This is a genomic window from Rhodococcus sp. IEGM 1381, assembly GCF_030056795.1.
Classification (GTDB): domain Bacteria; phylum Actinomycetota; class Actinomycetes; order Mycobacteriales; family Mycobacteriaceae; genus Rhodococcoides.
Genome location: NZ_JASHKQ010000020.1, coordinates 1 through 21262, shown reverse-complemented (window position 1 = coordinate 21262; position 21262 = coordinate 1). Strand labels below are relative to the sequence as shown.

Annotated in this window: 24 protein-coding genes; 11 read left to right on the top strand and 13 right to left on the bottom strand. The window is 63.7% G+C overall.

Going from position 1 to position 21262, the window contains the following annotated elements:
* Nucleotides 1–48: 48 nt before the first annotated feature.
* The gene (locus QM797_RS24110; RefSeq protein ID WP_283278199.1) at nucleotides 49–906 is read right to left on the bottom strand and encodes a PPK2 family polyphosphate kinase; all 858 of its coding nucleotides are present in this window, start codon (nucleotides 904–906) and stop codon (nucleotides 49–51) included.
* A 33-nt stretch (nucleotides 907–939) separates the two neighbouring features.
* Here QM797_RS24110 and QM797_RS24105 point away from each other — a divergent pair, with 33 nt between their 5' ends.
* A complete protein-coding gene (locus QM797_RS24105; RefSeq protein ID WP_283278198.1) occupies nucleotides 940–1401 on the top strand; it encodes a PPOX class F420-dependent oxidoreductase in 462 nt (153 codons plus the stop codon).
* 65 nt (nucleotides 1402–1466) lie between these two features.
* Here the strand turns inward: QM797_RS24105 and QM797_RS24100 are convergent, their stop codons facing one another.
* The 6 genes from QM797_RS24100 to QM797_RS24075 all read right to left on the bottom strand — a co-directional run bounded on the left by QM797_RS24100 (nucleotide 1467) and on the right by QM797_RS24075 (nucleotide 7178).
* Nucleotides 1467–2906, bottom strand: coding sequence for a hypothetical protein (locus tag QM797_RS24100; protein ID WP_283278197.1), 1440 nt, complete (start codon nucleotides 2904–2906; stop codon nucleotides 1467–1469).
* Nucleotides 2860–3552, bottom strand: coding sequence for an ABC transporter ATP-binding protein (locus QM797_RS24095; protein ID WP_283278196.1), 693 nt, complete (start codon nucleotides 3550–3552; stop codon nucleotides 2860–2862). Before QM797_RS24095 ends, QM797_RS24100 begins: the two co-directional genes overlap by 47 nt.
* A complete protein-coding gene (locus QM797_RS24090) occupies nucleotides 3549–3920 on the bottom strand; it encodes a hypothetical protein (RefSeq protein ID WP_283278195.1) in 372 nt (123 codons plus the stop codon). The genes QM797_RS24095 and QM797_RS24090 overlap by 4 nt, the downstream gene beginning before the upstream one ends.
* 935 nt (nucleotides 3921–4855) lie before the next feature.
* Nucleotides 4856–5845 (bottom strand): iron-siderophore ABC transporter substrate-binding protein, encoded by a 990-nt coding sequence (locus tag QM797_RS24085; protein ID WP_283278194.1) that lies wholly within the window; start codon nucleotides 5843–5845, stop codon nucleotides 4856–4858.
* Nucleotides 5846–5861: 16 nt separating this feature from the next.
* Complete coding sequence (locus tag QM797_RS24080) at nucleotides 5862–6407, bottom strand: type 1 glutamine amidotransferase domain-containing protein (RefSeq protein WP_094617505.1); 546 nt, start codon at nucleotides 6405–6407, stop codon at nucleotides 5862–5864.
* 45 nt (nucleotides 6408–6452) lie between these two features.
* Complete coding sequence (locus tag QM797_RS24075) at nucleotides 6453–7178, bottom strand: TetR/AcrR family transcriptional regulator (RefSeq protein WP_283278255.1); 726 nt, start codon at nucleotides 7176–7178, stop codon at nucleotides 6453–6455.
* A gap of 100 nt (nucleotides 7179–7278) precedes the next feature.
* Here QM797_RS24075 and QM797_RS24070 point away from each other — a divergent pair, with 100 nt between their 5' ends.
* The 5 genes from QM797_RS24070 to QM797_RS24050 all read left to right on the top strand — a co-directional run bounded on the left by QM797_RS24070 (nucleotide 7279) and on the right by QM797_RS24050 (nucleotide 11341).
* Nucleotides 7279–8553, top strand: coding sequence for a DUF445 domain-containing protein (locus tag QM797_RS24070; RefSeq protein WP_283278193.1), 1275 nt, complete (start codon nucleotides 7279–7281; stop codon nucleotides 8551–8553).
* A 73-nt stretch (nucleotides 8554–8626) separates the two neighbouring features.
* Nucleotides 8627–9094, top strand: coding sequence for a helix-turn-helix domain-containing protein (locus QM797_RS24065; protein ID WP_045198858.1), 468 nt, complete (start codon nucleotides 8627–8629; stop codon nucleotides 9092–9094).
* A complete protein-coding gene (locus tag QM797_RS24060; protein ID WP_283278192.1) occupies nucleotides 9087–9875 on the top strand; it encodes a heparin-binding hemagglutinin in 789 nt (262 codons plus the stop codon). The genes QM797_RS24065 and QM797_RS24060 overlap by 8 nt, the downstream gene beginning before the upstream one ends.
* Nucleotides 9876–9947: 72 nt before the next feature.
* Nucleotides 9948–10235 carry a DUF2516 family protein gene (locus QM797_RS24055; RefSeq protein ID WP_371828356.1) on the top strand — a complete coding sequence of 96 codons (288 nt, stop codon included), beginning with the start codon at nucleotides 9948–9950 and terminating at the stop codon, nucleotides 10233–10235.
* 80 nt (nucleotides 10236–10315) lie between these two features.
* A complete protein-coding gene (locus QM797_RS24050; RefSeq protein ID WP_283278190.1) occupies nucleotides 10316–11341 on the top strand; it encodes an alpha/beta fold hydrolase in 1026 nt (341 codons plus the stop codon).
* 1 nt (nucleotide 11342) lies between these two features.
* Here QM797_RS24050 and purU read toward each other — a convergent pair whose 3' ends face one another.
* Together purU and QM797_RS24040 are read right to left on the bottom strand one after the other, a co-directional pair.
* Complete coding sequence (purU, locus tag QM797_RS24045) at nucleotides 11343–12227, bottom strand: formyltetrahydrofolate deformylase (RefSeq protein ID WP_283278189.1); 885 nt, start codon at nucleotides 12225–12227, stop codon at nucleotides 11343–11345.
* 13 nt (nucleotides 12228–12240) lie between these two features.
* Nucleotides 12241–13083 carry a class I SAM-dependent methyltransferase gene (locus QM797_RS24040; RefSeq protein ID WP_283278188.1) on the bottom strand — a complete coding sequence of 281 codons (843 nt, stop codon included), beginning with the start codon at nucleotides 13081–13083 and terminating at the stop codon, nucleotides 12241–12243.
* Nucleotides 13084–13142: 59 nt separating this feature from the next.
* Here QM797_RS24040 and deoC point away from each other — a divergent pair, with 59 nt between their 5' ends.
* A complete protein-coding gene (gene deoC, locus QM797_RS24035) occupies nucleotides 13143–13793 on the top strand; it encodes a deoxyribose-phosphate aldolase (RefSeq protein WP_502942392.1) in 651 nt (216 codons plus the stop codon).
* An 18-nt stretch (nucleotides 13794–13811) separates the two neighbouring features.
* Here the strand turns inward: deoC and QM797_RS24030 are convergent, their stop codons facing one another.
* Complete coding sequence (locus QM797_RS24030; protein WP_283278186.1) at nucleotides 13812–14558, bottom strand: LmeA family phospholipid-binding protein; 747 nt, start codon at nucleotides 14556–14558, stop codon at nucleotides 13812–13814.
* Nucleotides 14559–14668: 110 nt separating this feature from the next.
* Between QM797_RS24030 and QM797_RS24025 the strand changes: the two genes are divergently transcribed.
* Entirely contained in the window at nucleotides 14669–15256 is a 588-nt protein-coding gene (locus QM797_RS24025) for a type IV toxin-antitoxin system AbiEi family antitoxin domain-containing protein (protein ID WP_283278185.1), read from the top strand.
* Nucleotides 15257–15305: 49 nt separating this feature from the next.
* On the opposite strand, the gene QM797_RS24020 is transcribed toward QM797_RS24025, so the two are convergent.
* The 3 genes from QM797_RS24020 to QM797_RS24010 all read right to left on the bottom strand — a co-directional run bounded on the left by QM797_RS24020 (nucleotide 15306) and on the right by QM797_RS24010 (nucleotide 17144).
* Complete coding sequence (locus QM797_RS24020) at nucleotides 15306–16004, bottom strand: class I SAM-dependent methyltransferase (RefSeq protein WP_283278183.1); 699 nt, start codon at nucleotides 16002–16004, stop codon at nucleotides 15306–15308.
* 115 nt (nucleotides 16005–16119) lie between these two features.
* The gene (locus QM797_RS24015) at nucleotides 16120–16623 is read right to left on the bottom strand and encodes a DUF2505 domain-containing protein (protein WP_283278182.1); all 504 of its coding nucleotides are present in this window, start codon (nucleotides 16621–16623) and stop codon (nucleotides 16120–16122) included.
* Nucleotides 16624–16634: 11 nt separating this feature from the next.
* A complete protein-coding gene (locus QM797_RS24010; RefSeq protein WP_283278181.1) occupies nucleotides 16635–17144 on the bottom strand; it encodes a DUF2505 domain-containing protein in 510 nt (169 codons plus the stop codon).
* 58 nt (nucleotides 17145–17202) lie between these two features.
* Between QM797_RS24010 and QM797_RS24005 the strand changes: the two genes are divergently transcribed.
* The 3 genes from QM797_RS24005 to QM797_RS23995 all read left to right on the top strand — a co-directional run bounded on the left by QM797_RS24005 (nucleotide 17203) and on the right by QM797_RS23995 (nucleotide 21169).
* Nucleotides 17203–18219: a UDP-N-acetylmuramate dehydrogenase gene (locus QM797_RS24005; RefSeq protein ID WP_283278180.1), complete on the top strand. Its 1017-nt coding sequence runs from the start codon at nucleotides 17203–17205 to the stop codon at nucleotides 18217–18219.
* 62 nt (nucleotides 18220–18281) lie between these two features.
* Complete coding sequence (locus QM797_RS24000; protein WP_283278179.1) at nucleotides 18282–19832, top strand: MBL fold metallo-hydrolase; 1551 nt, start codon at nucleotides 18282–18284, stop codon at nucleotides 19830–19832.
* A 62-nt stretch (nucleotides 19833–19894) separates the two neighbouring features.
* Nucleotides 19895–21169: a L,D-transpeptidase gene (locus QM797_RS23995; protein ID WP_283278253.1), complete on the top strand. Its 1275-nt coding sequence runs from the start codon at nucleotides 19895–19897 to the stop codon at nucleotides 21167–21169.
* The last annotated feature ends 93 nt before the right edge of the window (nucleotides 21170–21262 follow it).

The following is a 21262-nucleotide window of genomic DNA, read 5'->3' as shown; positions in this document are numbered from 1 at the left end:
ACCTGCCCAGACGGGGGTCGATGGACCATTCACGCCTTCGAAGCGGGTTCAGCTCTCGGCGAGTCGCTTCTTCTCGTGCTCGACGTCGAAATCGGCTGCAGGCCAATCGAGATCGAGCTTTTCCAACGTATCGATCATGATCTCCGTGACAGCCAAGCGGCTGTACCACTTGCGATCGGCCGGGACGACGTACCACGGCGCATGATCGACATCCGTTCGATCGAGAACTCGCTGATACGCGGCCCGGTACTGCGGTAGGAAGCCGCGCTCGGTGACGTCGCCCGGGTTGTACTTCCAATGCTTCTCGGGTCGATCGAGCCGTTCTTGCAACCGCTTCTTCTGCTCGTCCGCCGAGACGAACAACGCGACCTTGACCACGATGGTCCCCTCGTCGGTCAACTCCTTCTCGAAAGCGTTGATCTCGTCGAACCGCTTCTCCCACACCTGTCGTGGCACCAGATCGTGGACCGCGACGACGAGTACGTCCTCGTAGTGGGATCGATCGAACACTCCGATTCGGCCGGCCCGCGGAAGCGCCTTTCGGATGCGCCACAGGTAATGGTGCTGCTTCTCCTCCTGCGTCGGAACCCCGAACGACGCCAGGTCTACACCCTGCGGATCGACCATTCCGATGACGTGCTCGACTATCCCGCCCTTGCCTGCGGTGTCCATGCCCTGCAGCACCAGCAATACGGACTTGGTCCCCCCGGTGCGCCCGTGGGCGTACAGCTTCTCCTGCAGTGCGGCCAGGACTGCGCCGCGCTGTTCGAGGACGTCGTTGCCGTGGGCTTTGGACCCGTCGAAACCCGGAGTTGCAGTGAAGTCGATGTCCTCCACTCGGGGAGAGGCACTGGCACGCAGCACCTCGACGGGAGACAGCGTCCACAATTTCGACTTGTCGGCCATAGCGGAGAACACTACTTCTCTACGATGGAGTTCATGGCCCCTACCATTGCAAAAGCCGACACGGTATCGCGTGAGCAGCTGCTCGAATTCGTCTCTCCGCGACACCACCACACGTTGATCACCCGCAAACGCGACGACGGTCTACAGGTCTCGCCGGTCTCCGCCGGAGTGGATTCCGAGGGCCGCATCGTCATCGCCACGTATCCCGAGCGCGCCAAAGTGCTGAACATCCGCCGCAATTCGGCCGTCACCGTGCTGGTGCACAGTGACGATTGGAACGGCGACTACGTGCAGGTCGACGGTACGGCCGAGATCATCGATCTACCCGACGCCGTCGAGCCTCTGGTGGAGTACTTCCGCAGCATCGCCGGCGAGCACTCGGATTGGGACGAGTACCGTGCGGCGATGGTGAAGCAGGGAAAGTCGTTGATACGCATCGTGATCGACACCTGGGGCCCGATCGCCGCGGGTGGTTTCCCGCCAGGGAGGGTGTAACAAGCCCGCCGGGGAGGGTGCGACAGACCCTCCCCGGTCAGGTGCGTTCCGAGCTGCATATCAAGTCAACGCTCGGACAGCAGGCCGGTTGGCGACGAAGAGGCGATGCGCATCCACTCGGTGCCCCCTTCCCCCCACTTCTTCCAGACCCACGCCATGTATCCGACCGGGATGAGCACGACCATCGCAACCAGCAAATAGAGCGCCGTGGTCGATCCCCGGGACTGCGCATAAGACAACGCGTCGAGCAGGGCTATCGAGACGCTGCCGAGCAGGACCTGAACAAGTTGAAAAACCAGTTCGTTGGATCGGCTGTTCGGGTCGGCGAATTGCGGCGCTCGCCCTACCGCGCGCATCGCGCACACCAAGAATACCCAAGGTACAACCAAGGCATCGATCAATCGTCCGTCGAACATGCGAAGCACGCCGAGGACAACCCAACACGGAGACGCACCGACGAAGGCCACCATTATCCGAGAGACGAGGTCGCGACGCACTCCTCCTGGAATCGCAAGCGCCCAAGAATTACCGATGCCATCTGTTCGCAAACTATAAGCAGCCCCAAGCATCGACAGGGCACCGAGGATACCGGCGACGGTGACAAGGTCGATCTCGAAAGGGGATGCACGCCATATCAGCACGAATGCTGCGAACAATGCGGACGTCAGAAACCACCTCCGCAGTTCCCCCGACCTGACGAGCGAGATGGTCAGCACCCGAAACGGAACGGTGCGAGCCGCTGCCGCATCCGACAGCGCGCCTCCGAACCTCTTCCTGCTCGGTCTTCGATCGAGCGACGGCTGCACGCTCGTCAGAGCTGTCGCTACTGTCCGCTCTCCGCATACTGCCGCAGCGACAGCACACGCACAGCCCACTGCCAGTGCCGTACCCGTTGAAATCAACTGCGCGGTCACCGCCGTGGACGTTGCAACGCCGGCGATTACGACAAGTGTCCGCGTCGAACGCATCATGAGACGCTCCGCGGTCGACTTACTGGCGCCGGCATCGATGACCGCGCAGGCCCCTCCTAGAACGGCGACGACCGCTGCCCCGGATATGAGCGGAATCGCCGAGCCGACACCGCGAACAGTGGCGAGCCCGACGGAAACGCCGATCGTCACGCCAACGGCCCCAGCTGATGCGGGTCCAAAATCTTGCCGACACCGGGCTGAGACGAAGCCCAGGAATACAGAAGTGCTATCAGCAGTAATACCCGCCAGATGACGTATTCGAAATGCGCCCGGCGGAACGGGAACAACCAACGCTTGCACCGCTCGGAAGGCTGGGACTGCCAGTAACGTCCCGCACACAACTCTGATAACGAAGTCTGGATCTACGGTGCCGAGCCGGTATCCGGCAACGAACCAACCGAGCAACACAGAAGCTGCAAAGACCACGGCCGGTAGCGCGACCCGGAAAGGTGAAAGAATCCTTGCGCTCGAACGTGTGGAGGTTCGTTCAGCGGTTCGCGCCAGGGTGTTCGCTAAATCCGCTTTCGCCGACATGAATTCTTTCCTCCGAGACCGTGAGTACCGAATTGGCCAGCCCTACCATGAATCGGGTGCGGTGCGTGCAAATGAGGGCAGCACCCCCAGTGTCGACGAAACCACGGATCAGATCGGTGACGGCGTGCACTGAGTAGCCATCCAAGCCCTCGAAAGGTTCGTCGCACAACAGTAGCGACGGCCGGTGCAGCAGCGCGGCCGCGAATCCAACTTTCTTCGCGGTCCCAGTGGACAATTCGGAAAGCCCGCGCTCACGATGCGCGGTCAGCTGTAACACTTCGACCAATTCTTCGAGGCGGTCGGGCCAATCCGTCGGCAACATGCCGCGCGCGATAGCAACTACCCGCAAATATTCGTCCAGTGTCAGAAAACCTGGCGCGTCGAGATCAGCCGGCATGTACCCGATGCCATTCCGCCACCCGCCCGCAGCGGTCACGATTGCCGTTCCATAGGCGATACGACCGACTGAATGCTCGAGCCGTCCCGCAACTGTCCGCAGGAGTGTGGACTTACCGGATCCATTCGGCCCAGTGAGCCCGACGCACTCACCCGCAGCGACTGCAAAGCAGGCGCCGCGGATGAGTGTGCGATTCGGTACCGATACCGTCAGATCATCTACCTGCAATGCTGCGGTTACCGAACTCATACCGCATTCAGCAACCTGTTGATTTCTGCAACGCGTTCGCCTAATGCGTCGCCTTCGCTTCGGACCCGGAACACAACGCCGGTGGTGTCTCGGAGAGTAACCTTGACGGACGCTTTGCCGTCGTTGATATCGATCGAGACAGTGATGGGCAGGCTTCGACGCCCGAGCGACAACGAGGTTCCCAACATTCGGTAAACAGCAATGCTGCCGGCATCGATCGTTGCTTGTGTCTCGCCTTTTCGCGTCACCCTGCCCTTCAAAGGCGCGAGTGCATCGATAATGCTATTGAGCGGGGTACCTTGCGGCACTCGTGACCCGACCTTGATGGGTGCTGGAATTTGCGACGAATTGATCAGTGGTGCTGCCATCTCGCATCCTCTCGCGTGTTTCGGTTGGCTGACGGGCGTCGAGTCAGAACAGTCCTCGGACTACGTTTCCGACCGAACCACCCACAAGCCCTGTCAAACCACCCGCGGCTGCTCCGGGAACGCACCCAACGCCGCCCGCAAGCGCGCCTCCGGCACACCCGCCTGCAGCACCGGTCGCCGCACCGGCAGTACCGCCTTCTACAACCTGATCGTATACCCCGCTTCCGGCACATCCTCCGTCGTCGTTGCCCACGATGCATCCAACTGTATGTAGGGGTAATCCAAGCCCGCTGGCTGCCGCAGCCGGCGTGAGTGGCAGCGGCACCGCCGGTGCCGCCGGAACGATCTGAGCTGGCACCTGTGGTTGTGCCGGCTCTGCCGAGGCCGAGTGCGCCCCCAGTACAGCGAGTGCAGGGACAGCGACCGCCGTAATAATTCCCCCGAGAGCTCGTCTGATCTGCATTTCTACTCCTCATGTTATGAGTGGTTTCGTGCTTCTGGACGATCTCCACGCTAAACGGGGACGCTATCGATCGCAATGGTTTACGCGAGATAATTTGCAAAGGTATTAAAAGTTCACTATTGAAGTATTTTGAATATGGCGTAAAAGTCGCATACGTCCGATCCGTACGAATCGTAGGGCTGTCGAAAGTCGGCGCTTCGCACTGAAGGTCCCCACACATGAGGAACTGTGTGTATGCCGACAATTTTTGGGCTGACGTGGCGCAACGTCGGGTCGAATCGACAACCGTGCGGATTTCAAGTCCCCGGAACGATATTCAGCCGGACGTTGATTGGCAGGGTCGTGGACCTCGGACGCCAGACCGAGCGACATCGGCCAGGCCACCCTGCCCGAGGCCGTAGTTCGGCTCCAGCGCAAACACCTTCGAGTCAGTAAGGCAAACAACACCATCCGAAAGAAAGATTGCGGCTCGTCAGCCCTTCAGTGGTGCTGCGAACAGTGGCACGGCGTTTTCGAGTGCGTATCGGGTGCCCGCGACCGAGGCGGCCGAGAATGCGTTGGACAGGTTCTGGTCGCCGAGTACGACGAGGCGTCCGTCGCGTGCCGACGGTAGGCCCTGGATGGACGGGTTGTCGGTGATCACCTCGGGTCCGGTGCCGATGGGGAACATGACGGTCAGGTCGGCGTCGAGCGCGGAGATGTTCTCCTCGGACAGGTCGATGCTGAACTTGCCGGGTTCGGCGAGATCCTGGACGGCCGGCGTGTTCTTCAGGCCGAGGGATTCGAGGAAGTCGACGCGGGTGTCGCCGCGGACGTAGGCACCGACCTGTCCGCTGTAGAGCGTGCCGACGGCGACGGTCTTGTCGGCGAACTCCGGGTTGGCGGTGACGGTGTCGTCGAACAGGGCCTTGGTGTCGTCGACGAGTTTCTTGCCCTCGTCGACTTTGCCGAGAGCCTGCGCGACGATCTCGGTCTGGCCGTCCCAGGTGGTGCCGTAGGCGACGTCGGTTCCCGGCGGTGCCGCGACGGTGGGTGCGATGTCGGACAGCTGGTCGTACACGGCTTTGTCGTTGGTGCTGCGGGTCCACAGAATCAGGTCCGGTGCCAGCGCAGCGACGGATTCCATGTGGACGTCGAAGGTGCCGACGATCGTGGGGTCGGTGTCGTAGGACTCGTCGACCCACGGGCCCAGACCGTTTCCGCCCACTCCGAGCCAGTCACTTGCTCCGACGGGTTGTACGCCCAGTGCCAGCGCTGTTTCGGCATCGGACCAGCCGAGTGCCACCACGCGCTGGGGGTTTGCCGGTACCTCCACCTCGCCGAACATGTCGGTGACGACAACACCGCCGGCCTCGGCGGGATCGGCGCTGCCGCCGTCACCGGCGTCGGAGCTGCATGCGGTCAGGGCGAGAGCGAAGGCAAGGGCTGCCGCAGGCAGAGCCAACGAACGAGAAATGCGCATAGGGCACGCTAACCTATCAAGCGGCGAAATGCTCCACGATCTTCGCGCAGAAGGCCGGCAGGTCGTCCGGGTTACGGCTCGAGACCAGGTTGCCGTCCACTACTACTTCCTCGTCGACGACCGTCCCGCCTGCGTTGCGGATGTCGGTGCGGATGCTCGGGTAGGACGTCAACGTTCGGCCCTTCAGTACGTCGGCTTCGACGAGGGTCCAGGCTCCGTGGCAGATCACGCCCACCGGCTTGCCTGCGGCGACGAGATCACGCACGAACGCGACCGCTTCGGCGTCGACGCGGAGTTGATCGGGGTTGGTGGTTCCGCCGGGCAGGATCAGCGCGTCGAAGTCGTCGGCCGAGACGTCGGCGACGACGCGATCGACCGTGAAGGTATCGGCGGCATGGACGTCGCTCTCCATCGCTTGGATGTCGCCGTGGTCCAATGAGACCAATGTGACTGTGGCTCCGGCGTTTTCGACGGCTTCACGGGGCTGCACCAGCTCGACTTGCTCGACGCCGTCGGTAGCGAGAATGGCGACGCGGCGTCCGGTCAAGGTATCGGTAGTCATACCTGATCGAATGTCCGACCGGGTCGATTCTCAAACAGACGAGCGTCAGGACTCGTTCGGCTCGTCGACCAGCGGGTGCGGTTGGGATTTGAATTTGGCGGGCGAGCCGTCGGCCATCGCGACCCCGTGGATTCCGCCCCACATCATCATGCAGAGGTAATCGATCAGGTCGTCCGCCGACATGGATTTGTTGGAAATCCACCAGTGTGTTGCCAACTGGACCGCGCCGACGATGGCGAAGGCCCACGGCACCGATCCGCCGGAATCCATTTCGCGTTGACGCAGACGTTCACCGAGGACGGTCGAGAGCAACTCGGCAATCATCCGTTCGGACTCGGCGACGACATCGCGGTTGTTGCCCGCGTTGTTCGCCATGACGTAGAGGTACACCTCTGGATCGGTGGCGACTGTCTCGACGTAGGCGGTCACCACCACACGGGTGAGCTCGTACTCGTCGAGTTCGTGCGAGATGGCGGAGTAGATCCGCGGGGCGAGCGTCGTCTCGACGTACCGCGACATGGTGGCGCTGGTCAGATCGTTCTTGTCGGTGAAGTACCGGTAGAGCACCGTCTTCGAGATACCGATCTCCGACGCGATCTCGTCCATTCCGATCTCGCGGCCGCGCAACCGGATCGCGGCCAACGTGCCGTCGACGAGTTCCTCGCGTCGAGCGATCTTGTGCTCGCGCCACCGACGTTTGCGGCCGTCCGGCTTTTCGACCTTGGCCTTGTCCGCCTCGGTTCCATCTGCAGTCGGCCCGCACTCGTCCAGCTTTGCCTCCGTCGTATTTCTCGCCACAACGCCACCTTATGCGCCTGCTCCGACACCATTGCAGGCTGTGTCCGGTTGATCCGTCACATTTCTGGGCACAATGACGGTTGTGCAGCTCATGAACTTCGATGACGACACCAAGCGTCGCGACCTCCGCAAGATGAAAACTGTCGCGACGGGCTTTCTCGTCTTCGCATCGATCGTCTACCTGTTCTGCCGGTGGCAGGAGTCGACGGGTGCGGGCGCGTGGGTGGGGTACGTACGCGCGGCGTCGGAGGCGGGAATGGTGGGCGCGCTCGCGGACTGGTTCGCGGTGACCGCACTGTTCAAGCATCCGCTGGGCATCCCGATTCCCCACACGGCCTTGATCAAGAAGAAGAAGGACCAGCTGGGCGCGAGCCTGAGCTCGTTCGTCGGCAGTAATTTTCTTGCACCCGAGGTGGTGTCGGAGAAGGTTGCGTCGGCGCAGGTTCCGTTGCGGTTGGGTACCTGGCTCGCCCAGCCCGACAATGCCGAACGCGTTGCGGCCGAGGCAGCGACGGTGCTGCACGGTGTGGTCGACGTGCTCAACGACGAGGACATCACCGCTGTGATCGACAGCACCATCGTGCGCCGACTCGCCGATCCGCAGTGGGGGCCGCCCATCGGCCGCATCCTCGACGAGTTGCTCCGCGAGAACCGTCAATTGCCGCTGATCGACATGCTTGCCGAGCGCGCTCATCAGTGGGCTCTGGGCAGCCAGGAAATGATCGATCGCGTCGTCTCGAGAGATTCCCCGAACTGGTCGCCGAAGTTCGTCGACACCTTGCTGGGGGAGAAGGTCTACAAAGAGCTCGTCGAGTTCACCTGGAAGATTCGCTCCAACCCGGAGCACGACGTACGTCAGGCCGCGAACAAGTTCCTCGTCGACTACGCCAACGATCTGCAGCACGACCCGACCACCATCGAAAAGGCCGAGAAGCTCAAGGCGCAGATCATGGGCCGAGAAGAGATCACCGGGCTTGCTGCGGCGACCTGGAAGGTCGCCAAGCGTCTGATCACCGAGTCGGTGGACGACCCGACGAGTACGTTGCGCACCAAGATCAAGGAGAACACCGTCAACTTCGGAATTCGTCTCCGTGATGATGACGAATTGCGGGGGAAGGCCGACGGCTGGTTGCTCGGTGGTGCGAGTTATATCGCCGCCAACTACGCCGACGAGATCACCACGATCATCGGCGACACCGTTGCTCGGTGGGATGCAGAGGAAGCGAGCAAGAAGATCGAACTGCAGGTCGGACGTGATCTCCAGTTCATCCGAATCAACGGAACCGTCGTCGGATCCATCGCCGGATTGGCCATCTACACGATCTCGGATCTGATCTTCGGGCACTAGTGCTAGCAGAGTGCTTGCAATAGTTAGCACCCTTCGGTACCGTCCAGTAGGACACCGAAAACAGGAGGCCGAGATGGCCGAGAACGAGGGGGATCTGGTCGCCAAAGCGACCGAGGCGACGCAGGTTGTTGCCGAGGCGGGGGATCTTGTCGCTGCAGTCGTGACGACTGCGGCCCAGGACATCGGGAGCTACATCCGGTCACAGCGAGAAGCCGCCCAGGTTTCGATGCGTCAACTCGCAAGCCGTGCCGGGGTGAGCAACCCCTACCTGAGCCAGATCGAACGCGGACTGCGCAACCCGTCCGCAGAAGTGCTAGCGCAGATAGCCAAGGGTCTGCGCGTCTCCTCGGAGGTGCTGTATGTCCGGGCCGGGATCTTGGAAGCGCGTCCCCACGGTCCGGTGCGCGAAGCTCTGCTCGGCGATGAGCACATCACCGAACGGCAGAAGCAAGTGCTGATCGAGATCTACGACTCGTTCTGTCGTGAGAACGAGTCGACGCAAGAGCCCGAACCCGACGAACAGGAGACACCCGATGTCTGATTCCAAGAACTTCGAGAACGTCAAGACCCCCATCTTCGCAGCCGTCGGTGCCGGCGACGCTGTCGTCCAGGCTGTAGCGGACGTCGTCGCCCAGGTGCGCTCGCGCGCCGAGAGCCGCACCAGCGAGGTCAACGCTCGCATCGCCGACCTTTCCGAAGAGGTCACCGAGGGCGTCGAGAGCCTGCGCGAGCGCCTGGCGAACCTGCCCGCAGAGCTCCCCGACGAGATCGCCGAGCTGCGCGAGCGCTTCACCCCGGAAGAGCTGCGCAAGGTTGCCGAGGCGTACCTCAAGGTTGCCTCTGACCTCTACACCTCCCTCGCCGAGCGCGGCGAAGAGGCCGTCGAGCGCATCCGTCGCACGCCTGCCGTCGAAGAGGGCCTCGAGCGTGCCAACTCTGCAGCCAACGACGTCGTCGACCTCACCGAGCAGGCTCTCGGAACCGTCGCTTCGCAGACTCGCGCAGTCGGCGAGCGCGCCGCAGCTCTGGCCGGCATCGCGTCGGACAAGGTTCGTGAGGGTGCCGAGGAAATCTCCGACGCAGCCGACGAGCTCGCCGAGAACATCGACGAAGCAGGCGACGAAGCCAAGGACAAGGCCATCGAGGCATCCGACAAGGTGAGCGGCGTGGCGGGCACGGTCGAGGCCAAGACTCGCAGCAACGCGAACTCGCCCATCAAGAAGACCCCGGCACCGGCCAAGAAGACGGCACCGGCACCGGCTGCCCAGAAGGCCACCCCGGCTCCGGCCAAGAAGGCTCCGGCGAAGAAGACCACTCGCTAAAGCATTCGTAAAGAAAACGACCCCTGCGCCGTGCGGTGCGGGGGTCGTTTCTCGTACACTGACCGCGTGAGCATCGCCGGCAGCTTCAGCTACTACATCCTTACTTTTCTGCAGATCCTCGGAGTGGTAGGCGCAGGATTCGCGATCTTCCACGCACTGCGGCAGCGTGCCGACGCCTTTCCCGCGGTGGACAAGCTCACCAAGAACGCCTGGCTGGCCATCCTGTTCGTGGGTCTGCTCCTTATCCTGGTCTCCGGAGTGATCGGATTCCTGGGCATCATCGGCGTCGTCGCAGTGTGCGTTTACCTCGTCGACGTCCGACCCAAGATCGACAGCATTCAGCGCGGACCCCGCTGGTAGGCAGGCGCATCGATGCCCACCGGATCGTGGGCGTACCGTCTACCGAACCCGCCAGGGGGTCGAGGTAGAGGGGATTTTCTGTGGTTTCACGCAAGGTAGTCGAACGTGTGCTGTTCGGAATCGGCAGCGCGGCTGCGGCGGCATCGGTGGGTGCATTCGTCGTCCGGCGGCGTCGCCTGCATTCGTTCACCAAGACGACCGACGTTCGGCCCGACGAGCTTCTGAAGCACCCCACGATCGAGCCGCACATCACCGAGGTGGTCACCGACGACGGCGCTCACCTGCACGTCCGTAGCTACGGTGATGCAGATGCAGAACCGATCGTCTTCAGCCACGGATGGACCTGCTCGGCCGACTACTGGTTTCCGCAGATCAACGCCCTCGCCGGGCGATACCGCGTCATCGCGTACGACCAGCGCGGCCACGGCCGCAGCGACGTCGGAACGCGGCCGCTGAGCCCGGATGTGCTGGCCGACGACCTCGCTGCGGTGCTCGCCGCGACTGTCGTCGAAGACAACAAGGCCGTGCTGGTGGGGCACAGCATGGGCGGCATGTCGATCATGGCGTGGGCCGGAAACTATCCCGAACAGGTCGACCGACTCGTCAGTGCCGTGCTGCTTGCCAGCACCGCAACCGACTCACTCCTCAGGGAAACCACCGTCATCCCGCTGCCGCAGCGCTTCCCCCGTGTTCCCGCACCGGTAGGACGCGCGGTACTCCGCTCGTCGCTGCCGTTGCGGCCGTCACCGGTGACGCGCCAAGCCATCAAATACATCTCGATGGCGCCGGGAGCGACAACAGCCGAGGTGGCGTTCTGCGAGAAGATCGTGCTCGAATGCGCCCCGCGAACCCGAGGCATCTGGGGAGCAGCCATCAGCGACCTCGACATCCGCGAGGCGCTGGCGAACATGTCCGTCCCCACCAGCGTCCTCGTCGGATCTGCCGACCGCCTGACCCCGCCGGTGCACGCCCGCAAACTCGCCCGCGCCCTGGACGATCACGACCATCTGAGCCGATTGATCGTGATCCCTGGCATCGGACACATGAGTTCGGTGGAAGCAATCGACGAATTCAACACCGAGGTGGTTCGGCTCCGTAACTTGTGATCTAGCTGAACACCACGGTTTTGCGGCCGTGAACCAACACGCGATCCTCCAGGTGCCATCGCAGACCACGGGAGAGCACCAGCTTCTCGATGTCGCGGCCCTGACGCACCATGTCGGTGACCTCGTCGGAATGGTCGACGCGGATGACGTCCTGCTCGATGATCGGGCCCGCGTCGAGCTCGGCGGTGACGTAATGGCACGTCGCACCGATCAGTTTGACGCCTCGCGCGAACGCCTGGTGGTAGGGGCGGGCACCGACGAACGACGGCAGGAAGCTGTGGTGGATGTTGATCGCCCGGCCTGCCCAGTGCGCGCACAGCGATTCCGGCAGCACCTGCATGAAGCGCGCCAACACCACTGCGTGGGGGTCGTAGGAATCGACCAGTGAGCGCACCTTCTCGAAGGCAGGCCCGCGCTCGGCCGGATCTTTCGCGAACTCGACGTGATGGAACGGTGTGCCGTGCGCGGCAGCGATCGGTTCGAGCGACTCGTGATTGCCGATCACCGCGGAGATCTGTGCAGGCAGTTCGCCGCCCGCTGCCCGTCCGAGCAGATCGTGCAGGCAGTGCGCTTCCTTGCTGACGAGCAGTACCACGCGCTTGGGTTCGCCCGAATCATGAAGTGCCCATTCGGTTTCCGGCCCCAGCTCGGCGGCCACCTCGGCGAAGCGGGCGCGCAGGTCCTCGACGCTCATGCTCACCGACGACGCCCGTACGGCCTGACGAGTGAAGAACCAACCGGTATCGGGATCGGCGTGATAGGCGGCCTCGACGATCCACCCGCCGACCTCGGCGAGGAACGTCGAGATGCGGGCAACGATGCCCGTCTTGTCGGGGCAACCGAGAGACAGAACGTAGCGGCGATCCTCGGAGACAGAAGAACTCATGCCGACGATTCTCTCAGGGCGTGCGGACCCCAGTTGCCACCAGTGTCGCGAGATCGATCGAATCGATCCCGCGCTCTGTGAGCAGAGCCGAGAAATCGATCCTGATCTGATCGCGAGTTGCGTCGTCGAACGGAGCCAGCGCACCGCGCAGTGCACTGCCGAGCACGAAATCCCAGATGAACGACTGTGTCGCCGGTACATGATTGGACAACTCGACGACCCGGACGTCGGACGTACCGGCGGCGGTGAGCCAGGCACCGAGGAGATCCGCTGTCTCCATCCTGCGGATCGGGTGTTCGTCGACACTGGCCGTCGGATCGGGCGCGGGGCCCGCGCCCGGCGGCCAGTGTCTCCCGACCACGTCGAAGAACGCGCCCGAGAAATCCCTGACCGAGCCCTCGCGCCACACCGTCACGCCGACGCGCCCGCCTGGGCGAACCAATGAGACCAGTCGCGCAAAATCCTGCTCTGGATCGGGAAGGAAGAAGATGCCGTACGAGCAGGCCAGAGCGTCGTATCCGGCGGCGGGAACGGTCGACGGGGGTTGCCACTCGGTGGCGTCGGCGACGACGAAGTCGATGTTGCGCAGTGCCCGATCGGTGGCCTTCCTGCGGCCCACCTCCAAAAGATCGTCGGCGACGTCGATGGCATGCACGATGCCGTCGGGTCCGACGGCGGCCGCCGCAGGAATTGCCGATGCCCCGGTGCCGGAGCACACGTCCAGAACGGCGTCGCCGGTTGCCAACTCGAGTGCGAAGGCGAGCGACTGCCCGGCAGGCCCCCAGACCTGCGGCGTCACCGCGTCGAACTCCCTGCTGGTGGCATTGAAGGTGGCGGCGAGCGACGCTGCGGTCATGACCGCAAATCGTAGACCGACAGGGCTGCGACCGGCAGAGCTGTGAAAAGCTGGACCGTATGACACTCACCCGCGCTGCCCTCGCCGGAATGGTCGACCACACGCTGCTCAAGCCCGAGGCCACTGCCGCCGACGTGACCGCCCTCATCGAGGAGGGCCGTGAGCTCGGAGTGCTCGCGGTGTGCGTCTCGCCGTCCATGTTGCCGATTCGCGCCGAGGGAATGCTCACCGCCGTCGTCGCCGGATTCCCGTCGGGTAAGCATCATTCGTTGATCAAGGGCTCCGAGGCGCGCCTCGCGGTGCAGCAGGGTGCCGACGAGGTCGACATGGTGATCGATGTCGGAGCCGCCATTGCGGGCGACTACAACGCCGTTCTGGCCGACATCGTGACCGTCCGTGAAGGCATCGGCAATGCAGTACTCAAGGTGATCATCGAATCGGCAGCGCTCTCCGACGAAGCGATCGTCGAAGTATGCCGCGCAGCAGAAACCGCGGGCGCGAACTTCGTCAAGACATCCACCGGTTTCCATCCGGCCGGCGGCGCGAGCGTCGAGGCCGTGCGATTGATGGCGGAAACCGTCGGCGGTCGACTGGGCGTCAAGGCCAGCGGCGGCATCCGTACGACGGAGGCCGCCCTGGCGATAATCGACGCGGGCGCAACACGATTGGGGCTGTCGGGCACCCGTGCGGTGCTCGACGGATTGAACTAGAGCGACCGCGCACGTGGGTTACGCGACCAGTGAGCAACCCTCGGGGGTCTGCTGATTCTGGTTCTGCTGGGTTGCGGGAATCGTGTACTGCCCGCCCTCGAGAGCAAGTTCGATGCCGGAGTCTGTGACCGTCAACGACGTCGGTGTCATGTCCAACGGGTACGCCTGCAGGCTGTCGGTCAGCACTCCGACGACGGAGTCGACCAGGTCGGTGGGGATACCGAGACCCAGGATCGAAGCATCGACGGTCTGAAAGTCGACCCTGCCGTCGGCGACCTGCGGCTTGACGGTCAGCTTCGCGAGCGCGCCGACGGCGAACTCGAGGGTGCCCGCCGACGCATTCGAGGTGACGCCCGAGACGATCGCGCCGATGCCCTGACTCTGCAGGGTGCGGGTGATGCCGTCGGTGGACCACGAGATATCGGCACTCGAGCTGCCGATGGTGCCGCCGGAATCCGCGGACTGAGTGAGGTTCAGATCCCGTGCCTCGGCGTGCACGACCATGCCCTCGGCCGGCCCGAATCGCGCATCGTCGCTGTCGACGGTGACCGACGAGACCTTCTTGTCCACCAAGGAGAGCAGTACCGGCTTGAGACCGAGACCGACCTCGACCTGGCTGCCGAGCTCGGATTCGAGCTGGCCGGCGAGGCACGATTTGATCTGTTGACGCACGAACAACTCGCCACCGATGACGGCGACGAGGAGGACTACAACGACGGAGACTGCGATCAACGGCACGCTGCTGCGCTTGGCTGTGGAGGACATTCCCGGCAGTCTTCCCGATGATTCTGAGCAAGCTCTGTGAAACTCGCCGAACAGATGTCTTCGGTACCAAAGTTTGTGATCTGTAACACATTTTGACGTACGCTTGCGGCATGGGTACGACAGGACCGAGTGTGCAGGAACTGCACTCGCTCGCCACTCGTCAGGACGGCTATTTCACCGCCGAGCAGGCCGGGGAGCTCGGCTTCGATTCGGCGATGGTGCGCGTCAACCTGGCTACGAACACGTGGACTCGCGTCGAACGCAACTTGCTGCGACTGGGCCAATGGCCGCACAGTGAGCTCGAGGTGTTCGCGATGTGGTGCGCCTGGTTCGGCGGCGAGGCGGTGATCTCGCACCAGAGCGCCGCCGAGTTGCACGGATTCGGTCACCTGCACCCGCAGTTCGTGCACCTGTGCGCGTTCGGGGACCTACGCCTGAGCGATACCCGACTTGCGGTTCATCGTCTGCGGCTCGAGCCTCGTGACGTCGAATCGGCCGGCACGTTCAACATCACCACGCCCGTACGGACGGTGCTCGATCTCGCTGCAGGCGGAATCTCGCAACTGACCCTCGACGAGGTGGTGTGCGACGCCGTGGCGATCGGTCGCGTCGACCCGCAGGCGCTGTACTCCGAGGCCGGCAGCAGCACCGATCGAGTGGCCGAACGCGTCGAACTGGCACTGTCGGCCTGCACATAGTTGAATCGGGTGCACTGGGCCGCGCTCAGCGCGGTCAGCTGCACCGGATTCACGTTGCCGGTGCCACCGTCGACCACGGCACCGTGAGCACGTTGTCTCGCATTCGTCGGAGGGGGAGTGTGATCGGAAGACCCTGTTCGGCAAGCACTTTCAGAGCCGCGCGCCAGCGCAGGCGGGGGCCGAAAGGGGCCAGTGGCGCCGAGACCGACCACGCTCGATCGGCGCGCTGTAGCAGATCGTGAATCAGCTCGCCCTCGATGTTGCGGTGTATCAACACCTTCGGGAGTCGCTCCGCGATATCCGACGGCATCTCGACATCGAACGGATCCCAGGCCAGAGTCAGAGACCGCGGACCGTCGGCGTCGAGCAGTACCCATGCGCAGCGTCGACCCAACTCGTCGCAGGTACCGTCCACCAAAAGACCGCCGGGTGCCAGGCCCGACAGAATGCGTTGCCACGCAGCAGGTACCGCGTCCTCCGGATATTGCCGCAATACGTTGAATGCGCGCACCAGGTTCGGGCGCAGACCGGCCAACTCGAATCCGCCGCGGGCGAACTCCACGCCGTTACTCCCTGGAACGACGCGGGCGGGGTCGATCTCGAGGCCCGTCACGCGAATATCGGGTCTGATGGTGCGCAGCCGGCCCGCGAGTTCGAGTGTCGTGTTCGGCATCGCCCCGTACCCGAGGTCGACGACGAGGGGATCGGCCGCGTCGCCGAGAACGCGTTGCACGTCCGGGTCGTGCATCAGCCACCGGTCGCTACGACGCAACCGATTGATGCCGGTGGTGCCGCGAGTGATGACGCCTTCAGGGGCAGGAGTGGAGCCTGCGGAACGACCCTTATGACCTGGGCTCAGTGGGCTAGGCGTTCTTTTCGAGCCAGTCGGCGGTCACTTCGCCTTCACCGCGCCACAGGTCGATGAGGTTGACCAGCATGAGCTGCTCGAGCTTGCCGCCGATGAACGGCAGGAACACCTTGGCCTCCGAGGAGGTGCGCAGGGTCGAACCGCCGTTGGTGGGGAAGAGCGAGGTGGTGCCCTTCAACGAACCCGGGCCGGCCGGAATCGACGCGTCGTAGTGCCCTGCCGTGGTTTCCCCGTAGGCGTCGAAATGCACGTTGCGGGTGATGACCATGTCTTTCTTCATCACCGTCTGCGCGATGTCGGGCAGCTCGGTGCGCGGGATGACGTGGTGCATCACGATGTCGATTCCGGCGTCGGTCACCTCGAACGTCTTCAGCTCGTTCTCCGAGTACTTACGCATCTCCTCGATGCGCGCGTCCCAGTGATCACGACTGGAGAGCGCTGCATAGACCTGCTGCGTCGAGTGGGTGAACCGGGCGGAGTAGTTCATTCGGCGAGCCATAGTGCGCCAGGCTAGCTGTTCGCCTGTGCGGCGATCCAGTTACCGGTGAAGTCCTGCTCGTTGTCGATGAGGGAGAGCACCTGCTCGCTGATCATCGCTTCGATCTTGCCGCCGAAGATCGGCACCTTGACCTCGGTGGTGCCTGCCAGTGCGACGGTTGTCGTCTCGCCCTTGGCGTCGAGCGTGGTGGTACCGGTGATGCGTGCCGGTGCCCCTTCGACGGTGGCTCCGAACGTGCCGGCGGCGTGCTTACCGTCGAACGGTCCCCAGCTCTCGGTGCGCTCGATGATGAGGTCGCCCTTCTTGAAGGCCGTGACCGCGGCAGGCAATTCCTCTTCGGGCACGGCCTGGGTCAGCACGACGTCGATGGTGCCGTCGCCGACGGTGATGCTCTTCACGCTCGCACCGGGGCCGCCGATCTGCTCGATGCGGTCCTTCCAGTATTGCTCGGAAGTGAGTGCGGCGTGGACCTTGTCGGCGGAGGCGGGCACAGTCGAGCTGTGCTCAATGGGGCGAGGCATCCCCGGAGATTACCGGGTGACCCTCCGCACACGTGCACGCCCGGTAGCGTCAGAGTTCGTGCCTACTGCAATTTCGGAGCTCACCACTATTCGGGTGGGCGGCCCGGCCCGCGAATTCTGTGTCGCGACGACCGGGGACGAGTTGGTTTCCCTGGTGCGCGACGCGGATCGAGCCGGAACGGACGTGTTGGTCGTCGGCGGCGGATCCAACCTGGTCGTCGGCGACGACGGGTTCGACGGCCGAGTGATTCGGGTGACCGGTTCGCGGCTGGACATCGACGGCGAGACGGTGACCGTGGACGCCGGCGTCGAGTGGGATGCCGTCGTGCAGGCGACGATCGATGCAGGTCTGTCCGGTATGGAAGCGCTCTCGGGCATTCCCGGAACCACCGGCGCGACGCCGATCCAGAACGTAGGCGCGTACGGCGCGTCGACGTCGGAGCTGCTGCACAGTCTCACCGTCTACGACCGGCAGACCCAGGAGACGGCGGTGTGGACGCCGGAGCGGTGCGGTTTCGGTACGCACCGGTCGTCGGTGTTCAAACGATCCTCGCGATACGTGATTCTGGATGTGACGTTCGCGCTGAAGAAGACGACCGAGTCGCTTCCGGTGCGCTACGCGGCGCTGTCGGAGCGTCTCGATGTGCAGATCGGCGATGTCGTACCGGTGCCGGACCTGCGTGCAGCCGTACTGGCTCTGCGCGGCGAGCGGGGGATGGTGCTCGACGCGAGCGATCACGACACGTGGAGTGTCGGATCGTTCTTTCTCAACCCGGTACTGCCGGAGGTGCCCGAGGCCGCTGCACACGCGCCGAGCTATCCCGACCCGGCAGGGACCAAGATCCCGGCTGCGTGGCTGATCCAGAACGCAGGCTTCCCGCGCGGCTACGGCACCGAATTCGGCCGCGGGACTGCGGCCCTGTCGTCCAAACACGTGCTGGCCATCACCAACAGGGGCGGTGCCACGGCGTCGGACATCATGGCGCTCGCCGCGCACGTCCGAGACGGTGTGCAGGAGAAGTTCGGTGTCACGCTGACGCCCGAGTGTGACCTCGTCAACTGCGCGCTGGGTTAGAGCCGCCCGAAACGGCGCATACGATGGAGCTTTGAAAAGCCCGGCTCGTAGGAGGTAAATCAGTGCAGGTCACCAGCGTGGGACATGCGGGATTCCATATTCGGACCGACGCCGGGAGCATCCTGTGCGATCCGTGGGTGAACCCGTCGTTCTACGCATCGTGGTTCCCGTTCCCCGACAACTCGGGCCTGGACTGGGACGAGTTGGGCGATTGCGATTACCTGTACGTCTCGCACCTGCACAAGGACCACTTCGATCCACGCAACCTGGCCGAACACGTCAACAAGGACGCCACGGTTCTGTTGCCGGACTACCCGGTGCTCGATCTCCGCCACGAGCTCGAGAAGCTGGGCTTCCACAAATTCTACGAGACGACGGACTCGGTCAAGCACACGATCTCCGGGCCCAAGGGCGATCTCGACATCATGATCATCGCGCTGCGCGCACCCGCAGACGGTCCGATCGGCGACTCGGGCTTGGTCGTCTCCGACGGCAAGACCGTCGCGTTCAACATGAACGACGCGCGTCCGGTGGACCTGGACGTGATGACCGAGAACTTCGGCCCCGTGGACGTGCACATGCTGCAGTACTCGGGCGCGATCTGGTATCCGATGGTCTACGACATGGTCTCGCGGGCCAAGAAGAACTTCGGCATCCAGAAGCGTCAGCGGCAGATGGATCGAGCGCGTCAGTACATCGAACAGGTCGGTTCGACGTGGGTCGTCCCGTCGGCAGGCCCGCCGTGTTTCCTCGACGACGAGCTGCGCTTCCTCAACGACGTCTACGGCGACCCGGCCAACGTGTTCCCGGACCAGATGGTGTTTCTCGAGCAGATGCGCCTGCACGGGCACGACAAGGGTCTGTTGATGATGCCGGGCACCGCCGCAACGTTCGACGGTTCCGAGCTGCTCTCGCACGAGCACCCCATTCCCACCGCCGAGGCGGAGGCCATCTTCACCACCGGCAAGGCCGAGTACATCGAGGCCTACGCCCAGCGTCAGGCATCGGTCATCGCGGCCGAGAAAGCAGGTTGGGCTCCGGCCGAGGGCGAGCCGCTGCTCGAGCCGCTTCGGGGTCTGTTCGAGCCGATCATGGCGCAGACGGACCTGATCTGCGACGGCATCGGCTACCCCGTCGGGATCACGATGGGTGACGAGACCGTCGTGCTGGACTTTCCGAAAAGGATTGTGCGCGAACCGATCTCGAACGAGAAGTTTCGCTACAGCTTCACCATCCCGCCGGAGCTGGTACGCACCGCGGTGCGCGACCAGGAGCCGGATTGGGTGAACTCGATCTTCCTGTCCACCCGTTTCCGGGCCCGACGCGTCGGCGGCTACAACGAGTTCCTCTACACGTTCTTCAAATGCCTCACCGACGAACGCATCGCCTACGCAGACGGCTGGTTCTCCGAGGCACACGACGACACCGCCACGATCACGATGGGCGGCTACGAAATTCAACGCCGCTGCCCACACCTGAAAGCGGACCTGACGAAATTCGGCATCGTCGAGGGAAAGAAGCTCACCTGCAACCTGCACGGTTGGGACTGGAACCTCGAAACCGGCCGCTGCTTGACGTCGAAGGGCCATGAGCTCCGCACGCAGAAGTTGTGAGTCTGACCCCAAATGCAGCCGGAAAAGTGGGGTATCTCGCAGACGCAGGTACGTTGGACAACGTGCATGAGCAGGTAGAACAGACAAAACGGACGCGCGCGGTGTGGTTGATCGCCGTGCTCGTCGCCTTGGTGGCGTTGGTGGCAGGTTGCACCGTCGGATCGGGCGACGGCGGCGCGGGAGCCGCAGCCCCCACCACCGAGGCCGCGCCCGTTGCGGAGATCACCGCGAACCCGGCCGCCGGTGCCGTCGACGTCAGCCCTGTCGCGCCCATCTCGGTCTCCGTGGCCGATGGAACGCTGACCGAGGTTGCGCTGACGAACCCGGAGGGCAAGGTCGTCCAGGGTGCACTCTCACCCGACAAGACCTCGTATGCCGTCACCGAACCGCTTGGCTACGGCGTCGAGTACACGTGGTCCGGCTCGGCTGTCGGCAGCGACAACAAGGCCGTGCCCATCGACGGTGGGTTCACCACCGTCGAACCGGGCAGCCGAACCTCGGTGAGCACCAACATCGGCGACGGCCAGGAAGTCGGCATCGCCGCGCCGATCATTCTGCAGTTCGACTCGACGATCGAGGACAAGGCGGCCGTCGAGAAAGCGTTGACGGTGACCACCAACCCGCCGACTCCCGGCGCATGGGCCTGGTTCCCCGACGACAACGGCTCACGCGTCCACTGGCGTCCCACCAACTACTGGGCTCCCGGCACGACGGTATCGGTGGTCGCGAAGCTCTACGGCGTCAACTACGGCGACGGCGCGTACGGTGCCGACGACGTCACCTTGAATTTCAGTATCGGACGCAGCCAGGTGGTCGTCGCCGACGCCACCAGCCACCGCATGCAGGTGGTCCGCGACGGCGCGACGATCATGGACATCCCCGTCAGCTACGGCGAGGGCAACGAGGACCGCAACGTCACCCGCAGCGGCATCCACGTCGTCACCGAGAAGCACGAGGACTTTCTGATGTCCAACCCGCCGTTCTACGAGAACGTGCGCGAACGCTGGGCCGTGCGCATCTCCAACAACGGTGAGTTCATCCACGCCAACCCGCTGACCACCGGCGTACAGGGCGCGTCCAACGTCACCAACGGGTGTATCAACCTCTCCACCGAGGACGCGCAGCAGTATTTCGGTACGGCGATGTACGGCGATCCGGTGGAGGTCACCGGCACCCGCATCGACCTGTCCGCAGCAGACGGGGATCTGTACGACTGGGCCATCGACTGGCCGACCTGGGAGTCGATGTCGGAGCTTCCTGCCGGCGGAGCGACCGCAACCACGACACCTGCGACCACTGCACCAGCGACGACGACGGCACCGGCGCCCGCTGGGTAGAGCGCTGCGCGCATGTGAGTGGAACTTCGTAGCCCACTTCGGGCGGATTCGAGCGGTGGTTGCAACGTGCCTGATCATTAGGGATGTTTGCAA